General features: G+C 56.6%; 17 protein-coding genes. 12 read left to right on the top strand and 5 right to left on the bottom strand.

Annotated elements, in window-relative coordinates; all coding sequences use genetic code 11:
• Positions 1-77: 77 nt before the first annotated feature.
• From ACP7BX_RS12955 to ACP7BX_RS12945, 3 genes are all read left to right on the top strand, one after another.
• A complete protein-coding gene (locus ACP7BX_RS12955; protein WP_016978158.1) occupies positions 78-1,166 on the top strand; it encodes an asparaginase in 1,089 nt (362 codons plus the stop codon).
• A gap of 132 nt (positions 1,167-1,298) precedes the next feature.
• Positions 1,299-1,601: a DUF1654 domain-containing protein gene (locus ACP7BX_RS12950; protein ID WP_426131839.1), complete on the top strand. Its 303-nt coding sequence runs from the start codon at positions 1,299-1,301 to the stop codon at positions 1,599-1,601.
• Between the two features lie 4 nt (positions 1,602-1,605).
• Entirely contained in the window at positions 1,606-2,295 is a 690-nt protein-coding gene (locus ACP7BX_RS12945) for an endonuclease (RefSeq protein ID WP_426131841.1), read from the top strand.
• Positions 2,296-2,325: 30 nt separating this feature from the next.
• Here the strand turns inward: ACP7BX_RS12945 and ACP7BX_RS12940 are convergent, their stop codons facing one another.
• Positions 2,326-2,691: an SPOR domain-containing protein gene (locus tag ACP7BX_RS12940; protein WP_426131880.1), complete on the bottom strand. Its 366-nt coding sequence runs from the start codon at positions 2,689-2,691 to the stop codon at positions 2,326-2,328.
• Positions 2,692-2,953: 262 nt separating this feature from the next.
• On the opposite strand from ACP7BX_RS12940, the gene csrA reads away from it, so the two are divergent.
• A complete protein-coding gene (gene csrA / locus ACP7BX_RS12935) occupies positions 2,954-3,148 on the top strand; it encodes a carbon storage regulator CsrA (RefSeq protein WP_003192511.1) in 195 nt (64 codons plus the stop codon).
• 211 nt (positions 3,149-3,359) lie between these two features.
• On the top strand, positions 3,360-3,599 hold the full coding sequence (locus tag ACP7BX_RS12930; RefSeq protein ID WP_177113464.1) for a hypothetical protein: 240 nt from the start codon (positions 3,360-3,362) through the stop codon (positions 3,597-3,599).
• Between the two features lie 88 nt (positions 3,600-3,687).
• Here the strand turns inward: ACP7BX_RS12930 and ACP7BX_RS12925 are convergent, their stop codons facing one another.
• A complete protein-coding gene (locus ACP7BX_RS12925; protein ID WP_426131843.1) occupies positions 3,688-4,365 on the bottom strand; it encodes an HAD family hydrolase in 678 nt (225 codons plus the stop codon).
• A gap of 207 nt (positions 4,366-4,572) precedes the next feature.
• Between ACP7BX_RS12925 and ACP7BX_RS12920 the strand changes: the two genes are divergently transcribed.
• The 5 genes from ACP7BX_RS12920 (at position 4,573) to ACP7BX_RS12900 (ending at position 8,161) form a co-directional block, all read left to right on the top strand.
• Complete coding sequence (locus ACP7BX_RS12920) at positions 4,573-5,343, top strand: alpha/beta fold hydrolase (protein ID WP_426131845.1); 771 nt, start codon at positions 4,573-4,575, stop codon at positions 5,341-5,343.
• A 111-nt stretch (positions 5,344-5,454) separates the two neighbouring features.
• On the top strand, positions 5,455-5,700 hold the full coding sequence (locus ACP7BX_RS12915) for a DUF2790 domain-containing protein (protein WP_426131847.1): 246 nt from the start codon (positions 5,455-5,457) through the stop codon (positions 5,698-5,700).
• A 42-nt stretch (positions 5,701-5,742) separates the two neighbouring features.
• Positions 5,743-6,414 carry a heavy metal response regulator transcription factor gene (locus tag ACP7BX_RS12910; RefSeq protein ID WP_426131849.1) on the top strand — a complete coding sequence of 224 codons (672 nt, stop codon included), beginning with the start codon at positions 5,743-5,745 and terminating at the stop codon, positions 6,412-6,414.
• The gene (locus ACP7BX_RS12905; protein ID WP_426131851.1) at positions 6,411-7,811 is read left to right on the top strand and encodes a heavy metal sensor histidine kinase; all 1,401 of its coding nucleotides are present in this window, start codon (positions 6,411-6,413) and stop codon (positions 7,809-7,811) included. The genes ACP7BX_RS12910 and ACP7BX_RS12905 overlap by 4 nt, the downstream gene beginning before the upstream one ends.
• Before the next feature lie 125 nt (positions 7,812-7,936).
• Positions 7,937-8,161: a hypothetical protein gene (locus ACP7BX_RS12900; protein WP_426131853.1), complete on the top strand. Its 225-nt coding sequence runs from the start codon at positions 7,937-7,939 to the stop codon at positions 8,159-8,161.
• A 15-nt stretch (positions 8,162-8,176) separates the two neighbouring features.
• On the opposite strand, the gene pcp is transcribed toward ACP7BX_RS12900, so the two are convergent.
• The 3 genes from pcp to ACP7BX_RS12885 are packed head-to-tail and all read right to left on the bottom strand — an operon-like array spanning position 8,177 to position 10,489.
• A complete protein-coding gene (gene pcp / locus ACP7BX_RS12895) occupies positions 8,177-8,818 on the bottom strand; it encodes a pyroglutamyl-peptidase I (protein ID WP_426131855.1) in 642 nt (213 codons plus the stop codon).
• Positions 8,819-8,825: 7 nt separating this feature from the next.
• A complete protein-coding gene (locus ACP7BX_RS12890; RefSeq protein ID WP_033901740.1) occupies positions 8,826-9,776 on the bottom strand; it encodes a DUF979 domain-containing protein in 951 nt (316 codons plus the stop codon).
• Positions 9,773-10,489, bottom strand: coding sequence for a DUF969 domain-containing protein (locus ACP7BX_RS12885; protein WP_177076689.1), 717 nt, complete (start codon positions 10,487-10,489; stop codon positions 9,773-9,775). Before ACP7BX_RS12885 ends, ACP7BX_RS12890 begins: the two co-directional genes overlap by 4 nt.
• Positions 10,490-10,913: 424 nt before the next feature.
• Here ACP7BX_RS12885 and ACP7BX_RS12880 point away from each other — a divergent pair, with 424 nt between their 5' ends.
• Together ACP7BX_RS12880 and ACP7BX_RS12875 are read left to right on the top strand one after the other, a co-directional pair.
• Positions 10,914-11,870, top strand: a complete 957-nt coding sequence (locus ACP7BX_RS12880; RefSeq protein WP_426131857.1) for a tyrosine-type recombinase/integrase — start codon at positions 10,914-10,916, stop codon at positions 11,868-11,870.
• Between the two features lie 595 nt (positions 11,871-12,465).
• A complete protein-coding gene (locus ACP7BX_RS12875) occupies positions 12,466-12,873 on the top strand; it encodes a hypothetical protein (protein WP_426131859.1) in 408 nt (135 codons plus the stop codon).

The following is a 12,873-nucleotide window of genomic DNA, read 5'->3' as shown; positions in this document are numbered from 1 at the left end:
CCTCGTGGCATTCAGAACCGCCCGGGTGTTCTAGATGAACCTGCTACAGCACTCATCAAAAACCAGAGAGAAAAATAATGAAATCTGCACTGAAGAACTTTGTTCCGGGCGCGTTAGCCCTCCTGCTGCTGTTCCCCGTTGCCGCCCAGGCAAAGGAAGTAGAATCCAAGACCAAACTGTCCAACGTGGTGATCCTTGCCACCGGCGGCACCATTGCCGGCGCTGGCGCCAGTGCGGCCAACAGTGCCACCTACCAGGCGGCCAAAGTCGGTATCGAGCAATTGATCGCCGGTGTTCCTGAGCTTAGCCAGATCGCCAATGTGCGCGGCGAGCAAGTGATGCAAATTGCGTCCGAAAGCATCAACAATGAAAACCTGCTGCAACTGGGTCGCCGCGTCGCCGAACTGGCCGACAGCAAGGACGTGGACGGCATCGTGATCACCCACGGTACCGACACCCTGGAAGAAACCGCCTACTTCCTGAACCTGGTGGAAAAAACCGACAAGCCCATCGTGGTGGTCGGTTCCATGCGCCCAGGCACCGCCATGTCGGCGGACGGCATGCTTAACCTGTACAACGCCGTGGCCGTGGCAGGCAGCAAAGACGCGCGCGGCAAAGGCGTGCTGGTCACCATGAACGACGAGATCCAGTCGGGTCGCGACGTCAGCAAGATGATCAATATCAAGACCGAAGCATTCAAGAGCCCATGGGGCCCGCTGGGCATGGTGGTTGAAGGCAAATCCTACTGGTTCCGCTTGCCAGCCAAGCGCCACACCATGGATTCCGAATTCGACATCAAAAACATCAAGAGCCTGCCTGACGTTGAAATCGCCTATGGCTATGGCAACGTGAGCGACACTGCGGTCAAAGCCCTGGCGCAAGCTGGCGCGAAAGCCATCATCCATGCCGGCACCGGTAATGGCTCGGTGTCTTCCAAGGTGGTCCCTGCCCTGCAGGAACTGCGCAAGCAAGGCGTTCAGATCATCCGCTCTTCCCACGTGAATGCCGGTGGTTTCGTTCTGCGTAATGCCGAACAACCTGACGACAAGTATGACTGGGTGGCTGCACACGACCTGAACCCACAGAAAGCCCGCATCCTGGCGATGGTCGCCTTGACCAAGACTCAGGACAGCAAAGAGCTGCAACGGATGTTCTGGGAATATTGATCCCCAGTGACACCTCGGCAGGGGCGGTTCTATCCGCTCCTGCCCCCCCCCCCGCTTAAAACTCCTTCGCCCTACGCCTTATTACCCGATTTGCTGTCAGACGGAATTCTTGAAATCTAAGTAGTTGCGAAAATGCCTACAGTTAAATACTGTATGTGCGTACAGCTTATTAAGGAATACTCCGTGGCAAAGCCCTCTTCCACAACTCCAACCCCACCCGATGCCTACGCACGCCTCGCCGTTCGCATACAAAAGATCATCAATTCGACCAATGCCCAGAAAGCCAAGGCGGCGTTGATCTTCCGTTTGCCGGACGAGCCAGAGGATGAATGGGCGCGTTTGCTGGAGGAAATCGCTGAAAACGACAACGTCACCCTCGCTTATCGCGACGACGGCGGTGTGCAGATTTTCTGGGTTGTGCCGAAGGAAGATTGACTCAATGAGTGTCCGTTTTACCGCGGTGTGTTGCCTGCTTTTTGCCGTCACCGCTCACGCCCAGGCGCCCCGAACCTTCAGCGAAGCCAAGAAAGTCGCCTGGAAGCTTTACGCCCCACAATCCACCGAGTTCTATTGCGGCTGCAAATACACCGGCAACCGTGTGGATTTGAAAGCTTGCGGTTATATTCCACGCAAAAATGCCAACCGCGCCGCACGCATTGAATGGGAGCACATCGTTCCAGCGTGGCAGATCGGCCATCAACGCCAGTGCTGGCAGGAGGGAGGGCGTAAGAACTGCACACGCCATGACGACGTATTCAAGCGTGCCGAAGCCGACCTGCACAACCTGGTACCGAGCATTGGCGAGGTCAATGGCGACCGTAACAACTTCAGTTTTGGTTGGCTGCCGGTGCAAAGCGGGCAGTACGGCTCTTGCCTGACCCAGGTGGACTTCAAGGCCAAGAAGGTCATGCCGCGCCCGTCCATCCGGGGCATGATCGCGCGCACGTATTTCTACATGAGCAAGCAGTACGGCTTGCGCCTGTCAAAACAGGATCGCCAACTGTACGAAGCCTGGAACAAGACCTACCCGGTGCAGGCCTGGGAGCGGCAACGCAACCAGACCGTGGCGTGTGTGATGGGGCGCGGCAATGAGTTTGTCGGCCCGGTGAACCTGAAAGCCTGCGGTTGAATGTGGGCGGGGCGCCCGCCCACTCTGCCCTTACTGGGCGGCGTTGTGCTCAATGATTTTTGACACAGTGTCGGTTTTCTTGGCGCGAGCCATTTTCTCGTTAAGCAGGGTCTGCTTGGCCTCGGCTTCCGCCTTGGTTGCGAACGGCCCCAGCAGGACTTCGTCCTTGCCATCCACTTTCACGATATAAAAATTGAAACCATGCTCCAGCAGCCAGGCCGTAAGGTCGGTGATCGCCTGCAACTTGTGGTCCGGCGGGCCTACTCGCAGGTCCCATTCCTGGGCGGCAATCGCGCCGGTCTGTGGCTGGCTTTCGGTCGCTGCTGGCTTAGGCTTGGGCGCCTCGACGCTTTTGCCTTCACCACAACCAGCCAATGCCAACACCGCAATTGCCATCGCTACTTTACGCACTACCCTGCTCCTTTGAAGAGAAAGAGGCGACTTTATCATTCACTGTCTATTCTGGCCGTCATAAACGTTGGCTTAAACAATGCGAATCATGTATCGCAGACCTGTATGATGCCGCCATGGGAATTAATGTCGCCTCTATGCGTCCTAAAAGAGGCAGTCACAGGGAAGCGCTTAGCAGTAAGCTACACACATCCGACACCTGCCCTGTCTGAAACATGTGTCCTTAAAAGTAATCAAGGAGAAGTCCATGCTTATACTCACCCGCAAAGTTGGTGAAAGCATAAACATCGGTGATGACATCACGATCACCATCCTGGGCGTAAGCGGCCAGCAAGTACGAATCGGCATCAACGCACCTAAGGATGTTGCCGTGCATCGCGAGGAGATCTACCAGCGCATCCAGGCCGGCCTGACTGCTCCGGACAAAAACCAGACACCTTGAAGCGCCCTCAGTAGCCAGCCTTTTCGTTCACTGTAACGGCTGGCGAAAACTCTTTCGGACTGCTCTGATCGTTGTTGCGTGACTGACGCCGCCCATGTGTTCATCTTCATGGAAAGATGAAACTGTCATCACGCCTGGAACTTGTTGTTTCATTCACGGCCGAATCTCCTGACTGACACTCAGCCATCCGTGTGCATTCAGGAGCACGTCGATGAGGCCTACAACCGCACCACCTTTTGCCTACAAGGCCTGGGTGATCGCCCTATTGATAGGGTTGATCTTCGTGGGGCTGGCCTATGGCTTGAGATACGTAATCGAAGGTGCCAATTCCGCCGATGACCACTCATGGCTGGACCTGACGCTGTTGCTCAGTGGCTACCTGTTCCTGTTCTGCCTCAAACCCATCCAGAAAGCCGTGCAGCGTAGGCTCTGCCGGCAAGCCACACGCTGATGTCGCGCTGTTCGTTATCTGATCGCCGGTATTGGCAGCACCACAATACAACCGATGTGTAGGTGCGCATGATCGCAGTGCATCAGCATCACACTGTTGTACGCTGCACGTGCAACAAACCGTCCGTGTCGCGCTGTGCCTTTAACTGTTCATACCCGTCAATCGAAGGATGCTCGGTAAGCATGACCGTGTGATGCGTTGACGTCACGACCATCACATCCATCCCTGCCGCCTCTCCTGCACGAATGCCGACCGTCGCATCTTCAAACACCAGGCAATCCTCTACCGGTACGCCCAGGCGTTGCGCCCCCAGCACGTAACAGGCGGGGTTTGGCTTGCCGACGGCAACATCTTCGGCCGTGACCATCACCGCTGGCGGTGCGATGCCCGCCGCTTGCAGGCGACGCAACGCAAGCTCCCTGGGTGCCGAGGTGACCAGCGCCCATTGATCGCCCGGCAGGCTACTCAGGAACGTGATGGCCCCGGGGATCGCGACAACGCCCTCTACATCATTGATTTCAGCCTCGGTGATCCACTGCGCTTCGACCTCAGGATCGATGCCAGGCAATGCCTGGCGCGTGATGGTGTCGATTGCACGGGCACCGTGGATGGTCTTCAAGAACGCTGGCACATCCAAACCATGGCGCTGCGCCCAGATGCTCCACACGCGCTCCGCGGCAGCAATGGAGTTGAGCAACGTCCCATCCATATCAAACAGAAAGGCACGGTAACGGCGGTTGAACACGGCTGAACCTCGGTTGGACACTGCGTGGCTTCCTCTTGGGTGGTAACAAATGACAGGCCCGATGCAATCTACGGATCACCTCTCTGCTTGTAAACGCTAGGAGCCTGGATTGCATTACAGGTTTGTAATCAAGCTGTAAGTCTTGCCAGCACCCTCACTTCATACAGTGGAGCCGTCAGTCACCCACATCGGATGACGCCACTTCCTACTGATGAAAAGGGTCCACCTATGAAACCTGTAAGCAAACTCTGCCTGGTCGCCGCCAGCCTGTTGATGCTGGGCACCGGCACTGCCATGGCCGGCACCGTCGCGCCGGTCAAGGCCAATAACGTGGTGCTGGTACATGGCTCCTGGGCTGACGGGTCGAGCTGGTCCGAGGTGATTACCCGCCTCCAGGCCGCCGGGCTGCACGTCACTGCCGTGCAGAACCCGCTGACCTCGGTGGCCGACGATGTCGCCGCCACCAACCGTGTACTGGATCAACAAGACGGCCCTACCGTGTTGGTCGGCCATTCCTACGCCGGCACCGTGGTCAGCGACGCCGGAGCCAACCCGAAAGTCAGTTCGCTGGTCTACGTGGCCGCCCGGGCTCCAGATGCCAACGAAGACTTCGTCGCGCTCTCAGCCAAGTATCCGACCATGCCGGTGCGCGCCGGCGTCGAAGATCACGACGGCTACCTCACCCTGAGCCAGGACGCCTTCCTCAAGTATTTCGCCGCCGATGTGCCGCACGCCAAGGCCATGGAGCTGTACGCCGTGCAGCAACCCATCACAAAGGCCCTGTTCAGCGGCCGCACTGTCAATGCGGCCTGGCATACCAAGCCGTCTTGGTACGCGGTGTCGGCAAATGACCAGACCATCAACCCAGACCTTGAGCACTTTCTCGCCAAGCGCATGAATGCCACCACTGTCGAGCTGCCATCGAGCCACTTGTCACTGGTGTCCCACGCCAAGGAAATCACCGACCTGATCCTCGAAGCCTCGGGCCGCCAGCCTTAAGCCTTGCATTACAAACTTGTCATCATCCTGTTGGTTGGCTGTTCGGGGCCCCTGGTTACTGTGAAGTCACTGCCATGACCTGGCCGCCAACCCTTTAAGAGAGATACCGCCATGAAACTGTTTATCCTCGGCTTTGCCGCTTTGCTCGCTACCGGTTCCGTGTTTGCCGCAGAACCCGTGATCCACGACAAAACCGGCTTTTTCGTCCATCTGGACGTGGCCAAAGTCTTGTCGAGCACTGACACCTATGGCCAATGCGGCATCGTCCCCGCACACCTCAACTACCTCGACAGCCAAGGCCGCGAACATGTGTTGGACTATCAGGTGCAGGGCATCGGTTGCGCCAGTGACAATTGATCGGGCTACACTTGCGCCACGCATTGAGACAGGGCATTTCCCATGAACATCCTCGTAGTCGAAGACGAACCCAAGGCCGGCAATTACCTGCTCAATGGCCTGCAGGAACTGGGCTATTCCGTAAGCCTCGCGCGCGATGGCGTGGACGGCTTGCACCTGGCCCTGGAAACGCCGTTCGACGTGATCGTACTGGATGTGATGATGCCGAAAATGGACGGCTGGGAAGTGCTGCGCCGCCTGCGCAAGGAAGCCGACACACCGGTACTTTTTCTGACGGCCCGCGATGACATTGCTGACCGCATCAAGGGCCTGGAACTGGGCGCCGACGATTACCTGATCAAGCCGTTTTCCTTCGCCGAACTGGTAGCACGCTTGCGCACCCTGACCCGCCGTGGCCCGAGCCGGGACGAGGAACAACTACAAATCGCCGACCTGCAGATCGACGTGCTGAAGCGTCGCGTTACCCGCGCCGGCACGCGCATTACCCTGACCAATAAAGAGTTCGCCCTGCTGCACCTGTTCGCAACTCACCAGGACCAGGTGCTGTCTCGTTCGATGATCGCATCGCGGGTGTGGGACATGAATTTTGACAGCGACACCAATGTGGTAGACGTCGCCGTGCGGCGCCTGCGCTTGAAAATCGACGATCCGTTCCAGCTCAAGCTGATCCACAGTGTGCGCGGCATCGGCTACCGCTTCGATACCCAGCCATGAACAAACATCGCCATTATTCCCTGACGCTGCGTCTGGCGCTGATCTTCGCCCTGCTTGCCTTCGCCTTGCTGGCTACCCTGGGTGTGGCGCTGTACCGCGAACTGGAGCGCGAGCTGATCATGCGCGACGACGCGGCCTTGATCTACCGCATCGACCAATTGCGCAACCTGCTCAATGACAGCAATACCCTGGACCTGATCAAGACCAAGCCGGAACTGTTCCAGAACATGCTGGGCAACCGCGAATCGGTACTGAGCATCGCCGCGCCTGGGCAACAACCCTTGTTGACGGTCAATCCCGGCAATATCGATCTGCCTGCCATCCCCCCAGTGCCCAAAAATCACGAGCTGACGTTTGCTGACGTGCACCATTTCCCTAGCATTAACGGTGTGCCGTTCGCGACCGTCGCCGCGTCCATCGACTCCGGCGATCTGGGCAGCCTGCAAGTCACCACGGGGCGCCTGATGACCGAGCGCACCGCCGTGCTTGCCAGCTATCGTTTGAGCGTCTATGTCCTGGCGAGCATCGCCGCAATCATTCTGGCGGTGGTCGGTTATCTGCTGGTGCATCGTGGACTTGTTCCGTTGCGACGCCTGGCCCGGCACGCCCAAGGCATCGGCGTCGGTAACCTCGCTGAACGCCTCGACAGCCACGGCGCGCCAAAAGAACTGCTGCCGATGATTGACTCGTTCAACACCATGCTGGAGCGGCTGGCCAAGGGTTTTGTCCAGCTTGGCCAAGTGTCTACCGACATGGCCCATGAACTGCGCACGCCCATCAATAACCTGCTGGGAGAAACCCAGGTCGCCCTGCAACAGCACCGCAGCATCGAGAGCTACCAGCAGTTGCTGGCCTCCAATGTCGAAGAACTTGAACGCCTGGCGCGGATGCTCGACAACATGCTGTTCCTGGCGCGCACCGACCCGGCCAGCGCACTGCGCCAGCGCCAGGAACTCAACGCCGCCGATGAAGTGGAACGCATCGCCGAGTACTTTGAAGGCTTGGCGGGAGATATGGATATCAGCATTCGTGCTGAAGGCGACGGGGTGATCTGGGCGGAGCCGATGCTACTGCGCAGGGCCCTGGCGAACCTGTGTGCCAACGCCATCAAATATGGGGCGCCGAGCACTGAGCTGGTGATACAGGCGACTCCCAATAACGGCGGCATTCACCTGAGCGTCAGCAACCACGGCGAGACCATCGCTGCCGAGCATCTGCCGCGACTGTTCGAACGTTTTTACCGGGTGGATGAATCACGAGAACGGTCAGCGCAATCCAATGGGCTGGGCTTGTCGATTGTGGCGACCATCATGCAGTTGCATAACGGGCAATACAGCGTGATCAGTGAGGCAGGGGTGACGTGTTTTGATTTGTTCTTTCCGAAGCGGGAAGACTGAGCAGCCGCCCCCCAGTGTTATTTTGCAAAGGTTTGTCCCTTACCGCTGGACGAAAGCCACACTACTCTTACTCCCAACGGGCTCAAGGTAGAGCCGGCAACGGTAAAAACAAGGGAGATTCGGGAATGGAACTACGATTAGGTTTACTGGAAAAGGGGCTGGCTGAAATGAACGAGAAGCTGATCACCGTTTCGAGCAAGGCAGGCGCCATGGATAAGCACTTTGCTTCCAAGGCAGACTTGGCAACCACTGAACTGAACCTTATCAAGTGGTACGTGGCGACCGCATTTGCAATGACTGGCCTGGCGTGTGCCATCACTTTCGGGCTCACCCGATTGTTTGCAATGTGAGGCTCGTGGGGCAGGTCAGCTGACCTGCCCACCCACTTCCGCTACATCCACAGGTGTTTGCCACGCCGCCAGTAAAGCTGCCTGCAATCCCGTGACCATTTTACCCAGCTCCATTGAAGGCCGCTGCGATCCCGTCACCTGCTCCGGCAGAAAAGGTACATGAATGAAACCACTGCGCACTTGCGACCCAGCGAGAGCATGCTGCAATAGAAAAAACACCTGGTTACACACAAAGGTCCCCGCCGTCTGCGAAACGGAGGCCGCGACTCCCGCTTCACGCACGGCCTTGACCATTGCCTTGATCGGCAGCGTCGTGAAGTAGGCAGCTGGGCCATCAACGATGACCGCCGTATCGACAGGCTGCTCGCCCAGGTTATCGGGGATACGCGCATCGTTGACATTGATCGCCACCCGCTCGATGGAGATATCGCTACGACCCGGCCCCAGCCCTGTAGCGATCACCATCGCCGGGTGCAATTCGTCGATAAGCCGGGTCAGGCACTCACCCGCAGTGGTAAATGCGCAAGGCAATTGACGGGCAACAATCTGCACACCGGCCTCCAGTTGCACGCCGTCCAATAGGCGCACGGCCTCCCAGGACGGATTAACCAAGTCTTTATCAAAGGGCTCAAAGCCCGTCAGCAATACGGTTTGCATCCTGGCCTCACATCAACAGGTAGAGCAGCACAATATTGACCACCAACATCATCAACGCCGTGGGCAGTTGCGCCTTGATTACCGCGTTCTTGTCCGGCAGCTCCAGCAACGCAGCAGGCACGATATTGAAGTTGGCGGCCATCGGCGTCATCAGTGTGCCGCAGTAGCCGGAGAACATGCCAATCGCCGCCATCACCGCTGGATTCCCGCCGTAGATACCCACCAGCACCGGCACGCCGACACCGCCCGTCATCACTGGGAATGCCGCAAAACCATTACCCATGATCACCGTAAACAAAGCCATCCCCAATACATAGACCATCACTGCCACCAACTTGAAATCCAGGTTGATGTAGGTGGTGGTGACATGCGCAACAGCCGTACCGACCCCGGCTTCATTAAACAGCAAGCCGAGCATCGCCAGCATTTGCGGAAGCACCATCGCCCAGCCAAGGGCTTCAGTGAGACGTCGGGATTCACGCAAGGCTTGCACCGGCGTATCACGGGTGAGCCAACAGGCCAGGCCAAGTGCGATCAAGCAGCCGATACCGAGGGAAACGAAGGTGGTGTTTTTCGGATCCAGCAGCGGCACACCGCCGATCTCGGTGTGCTTGAGCAGCACCGAGCCAATGACCGTGGTCAGTGGGATGGCGAGCGCAGGAATGAACAGCTTGTGGCCCAGTCGACCGGCACTGGCGCGAGAGGCCTTGTCATGCAGCTCGACATGCTTGCCACGGCCGACGCCGCCCATGCCGGCAATCAATGCCATCACCACGACGCCAGCGCCGATGGCCACCGACGGCAGGCGCTCGCCGATCAGGAACGGAATAGCGAACAGCAACCAGAACAACGCACTGGACCAACGCTTGGGATGGCTCCGGTCCATCAGAATCATGCCCGCAGTAATCAGCAGCAGAACCCCCGCGAGCCAGTACAGGTATTGAATGGAAATGATCATTGCGCGGCCTCCACTGGCGTAGCAGTAGGCGCCATCTCACGAGTGAGCCTTCGATCAAACCGATGCAGGCGGATCGCATGAATGATGAAGGCACAGATCGCCGTAGGAATGCCCCACACCGCAATATGCAGCGGCTCCACATCAATTCCCGAGCCGAGCAGGAAAGTGTGCATCAATGCGATTGCGCCAAAGGCGACGAAAATGTCTTCACCAAAAAACAGGCCGACGTTGTCCGTCGCGGCGCACATGGCCAACACCTTGTGACGTAATTTGTCCGGCAGCTTGCCGTAGCGTTTTTCCGCCGCGCCTTCGGCCATCGGTGCGAGCAGCGGACGGACCATCTGTGGGTGCCCACCCAGGCTGGTCAACCCCATGGCGGCGGTGGATTCGCGTACAAACAGATAGATGATCAACAACCGCCCGACCGTGGCGCGCTCGAACCGTGCAATCCAGTTTTGCGCATGCAGGCGCAGCCCATGACGCTCCAGCAGGCCGATAACGGCAAGGGGCAACAACAGAATTAATTGCAAGGCACGGGTTTGAAGGAAGCCATCGCCCATGGTCGCGAGGATTTTTTCCAGCGGAAAGTGGGCAGCAAGCCCGGTGGCGATAGCGGCGGCGGTGACCACCAACAGCGGGTTGAAGCGCAAGACAAAGCCAACCACGATCACAAGTACGCCGATCAACGGCCATAAGTTCACAACAGTTTGCATGGCGTGAGGTCCTTAAGTGCGCGCTGCGGCGCCATTACAGCAGGATGTGAACAAAGGGCTCACAGCAAGAAGTGGCGTGCAGTCGGCTCGGTTTTTTATTGTTGACCCGAAAGGTCGAGCGTCAGTGGCGGCAACTTTGCTGCCTGGGGGCGGGAGGTGTCCAACAAGAAAAATTGTTGCTGCGAACCAATAATTTTTGTGGGTGGCGAGAGTTTTGCAAAAGTTTTGCAAATCGCAGACAACAAAAAAGGGCCCACCTTTCGGTGAGCCCTTCTAGACCGCCCAGCAGAGCGGATTTTGTTTGGTAGGCGCGATTGGACTCGAACCAACGACCCCCACCATGTCAAGAGCCACCCTGCTAAGCGCTAGGCCACGTAGCCTATAGCCCTAAGGAAACGCCCATTCACATTATGAGGCGTCAACCATGGCTAACATTCGCTCCCTTCCCTCTGGCAACTGGAACGCTCAGGTTCGATTGAGAGGAAGCCCCCCGCAATCCAAAACATTCCCCACTCAGGCACTGGCCCAAGCATGGGCTGACCAGTTAGAGGCTGTCACCAAGGCGCATCAGACGCACACCCTGTACACCCTTGGCATGACCTATTGCGAAACCATGCTCAAGGGCAAGGGTAGCTATGACCATGCAATCAAGATTGTTGACCAGCTCTTTGCTGCCTTCCCTCAGTCAATCCATGACATCACCCCTCAGCTAGTCAATGACTTCAAGCTGAAGCGTCTACAGACGGTCAAGCCTGCTACCTGTCGCATACAGCTAGCGTTCATGTCTCGTTTCTTCAGGTTCGCTAAGCGTGGCCTGCTTATAGACATACACAACCCCGTAAGTGACATAGCCCTACCCAAGCCCGACAAGTCGAGCGACAAGGTAATCAGTGCTGGCGAGCTTAGACAGCTGCTCAACAAGCTCTCCCCCACCATGGCCCTTATCGTGGAGGTAGCTTACGAAACAGCCATGAGACGCTCAGAAATACTCAAGCTCACAACTCAATGCCTTCACCTGGATGAGCGTATTGCGGATGTAGTGGATGGTAAGAACGGTACTAGGTCTGTACCCCTAACAATGCGAGCCATAGAGCTACTGAGAGAGGCACAGAGGCTGGCTCTAGCAAGCAAGGCACACAGAGGACGACTGTTTATCGTCACGCCTCATGCAGTGTCTCAGGCGGTTAGGTTGGCAAGGAACAAGGCTGGTCTTGGTGATAGCGTCAGGCTTCACCAGTTAAGGCACACCCGCATCACCAACGTTGCAAAGAAGGGATTCAACAACGCTCAGATAATGATTGTGTCGGGCCACAGGGATACTAGGTCTGTAGCTAGATACTCCCACCTGAACGCTAAGGATGTACTTCACCTTATTGATTAAACGCCCTGTAGTGCGGCAGGGACGACGATGGGAGGCGTGCTGCCACCCGTATAGCCAACTGCTGCTGTAAGGCCTCACAGGGGCTTACAGTGGCATTAAGTTATTGGAGAGTAATGGGATGGGCATGACTCAGGGTTACGGGTAGAAACTATTTTGCAGGGTCGTGTAGACCTTTACCCCAAAATATCAGTATAGGTAGATGTAGATCAAAGATTGCTTCCTCAAGCTGCTTTCAAAGAGTGTGCGGGTTGCGGTCTTTTTTATTGCCTAAATGGTGGACTTTCCACAACAAGAAATCAGAGAGGAAGAAAGAGAGCGTGATGGGCATAGATGAAATCATAGAAAGTAAGATCATGCGCCTAAGTACAGCAGACCGTAAGCTAGTGTGGGTGATGATCAGAAACAAGAGTGACGATGGGTTACGTTGGTGTGAAATCTCGCTTGAAGAGTTTTCCGCAGCAACTGGTAAAACACGCAGCTCATGTAGCAAGACCATCCAACACTTAGTCGAACACAAACTCATTGCGATTCGAAAGGTTCGTCTTGGGTCTACAACTTATAACCAATATAAAATAATCCCCCTGGAGCAAGATCAATGAACACAATCACAATGAATGACATACAAGAACTCGCACGGCAAACAGGTAACACTCCCATGGCAGTTCTAACAGACCTTGTCGAGCGTGGCTATCAGCTAGTCGAAGAACCTCCTGCACCTAGAGGCAACCCATTGACTTCATCTAAGGATGCGTTAGCACAATGGAAGGCGTCTAAGCAGAGAGTACGTGACGAGCTTTATAAAGCAGACCCTCTTGTTCGACAGCTCACTGACTTGGATACAGCATATAACTCATCCGCTCAGCAGGCCAAGCAAAGCATTGTCCAACGTGATGCGTTTGGAAATATTACAGGCACCACTAAATCCGTCCTCACTGGTGCAACCCAGAAAGAGCAAGCGGAATTGATGGCCGCTATCCGTAGCAAATACAACCAAGGAGAATAA

The sequence above is a fragment of the Pseudomonas sp. DWP3-1-3b3 genome (genome assembly GCF_049896305.1).
Lineage (GTDB): Bacteria > Pseudomonadota > Gammaproteobacteria > Pseudomonadales > Pseudomonadaceae > Aquipseudomonas > Aquipseudomonas azotoformans_A.
The sequence above is the reverse complement of the archived record's forward strand: the minus strand, read 5'-3'. Positions and strand labels throughout refer to the sequence as shown.

Coding starts and splice junctions, on each gene's coding strand:
- ACP7BX_RS12955 (WP_016978158.1), top strand. CDS start 78: ATGAAATCTGCACTGAAGAACTTTGTTCCGGGCGCGTTAGCCCTCCTG.
- ACP7BX_RS12950 (WP_426131839.1), top strand. CDS start 1,299: ATGCCTACAGTTAAATACTGTATGTGCGTACAGCTTATTAAGGAATAC.
- ACP7BX_RS12945 (WP_426131841.1), top strand. CDS start 1,606: ATGAGTGTCCGTTTTACCGCGGTGTGTTGCCTGCTTTTTGCCGTCACC.
- ACP7BX_RS12940 (WP_426131880.1), bottom strand. CDS start 2,691: ATGGCAATTGCGGTGTTGGCATTGGCTGGTTGTGGTGAAGGCAAAAGC.
- csrA (WP_003192511.1), top strand. CDS start 2,954: ATGCTTATACTCACCCGCAAAGTTGGTGAAAGCATAAACATCGGTGAT.
- ACP7BX_RS12930 (WP_177113464.1), top strand. CDS start 3,360: ATGAGGCCTACAACCGCACCACCTTTTGCCTACAAGGCCTGGGTGATC.
- ACP7BX_RS12920 (WP_426131845.1), top strand. CDS start 4,573: ATGAAACCTGTAAGCAAACTCTGCCTGGTCGCCGCCAGCCTGTTGATG.
- ACP7BX_RS12915 (WP_426131847.1), top strand. CDS start 5,455: ATGAAACTGTTTATCCTCGGCTTTGCCGCTTTGCTCGCTACCGGTTCC.
- ACP7BX_RS12910 (WP_426131849.1), top strand. CDS start 5,743: ATGAACATCCTCGTAGTCGAAGACGAACCCAAGGCCGGCAATTACCTG.
- ACP7BX_RS12905 (WP_426131851.1), top strand. CDS start 6,411: ATGAACAAACATCGCCATTATTCCCTGACGCTGCGTCTGGCGCTGATC.
- ACP7BX_RS12900 (WP_426131853.1), top strand. CDS start 7,937: ATGGAACTACGATTAGGTTTACTGGAAAAGGGGCTGGCTGAAATGAAC.
- pcp (WP_426131855.1), bottom strand. CDS start 8,818: ATGCAAACCGTATTGCTGACGGGCTTTGAGCCCTTTGATAAAGACTTG.
- ACP7BX_RS12890 (WP_033901740.1), bottom strand. CDS start 9,776: ATGATCATTTCCATTCAATACCTGTACTGGCTCGCGGGGGTTCTGCTG.
- ACP7BX_RS12885 (WP_177076689.1), bottom strand. CDS start 10,489: ATGCAAACTGTTGTGAACTTATGGCCGTTGATCGGCGTACTTGTGATC.
- ACP7BX_RS12880 (WP_426131857.1), top strand. CDS start 10,914: ATGGCTAACATTCGCTCCCTTCCCTCTGGCAACTGGAACGCTCAGGTT.
- ACP7BX_RS12875 (WP_426131859.1), top strand. CDS start 12,466: ATGAACACAATCACAATGAATGACATACAAGAACTCGCACGGCAAACA.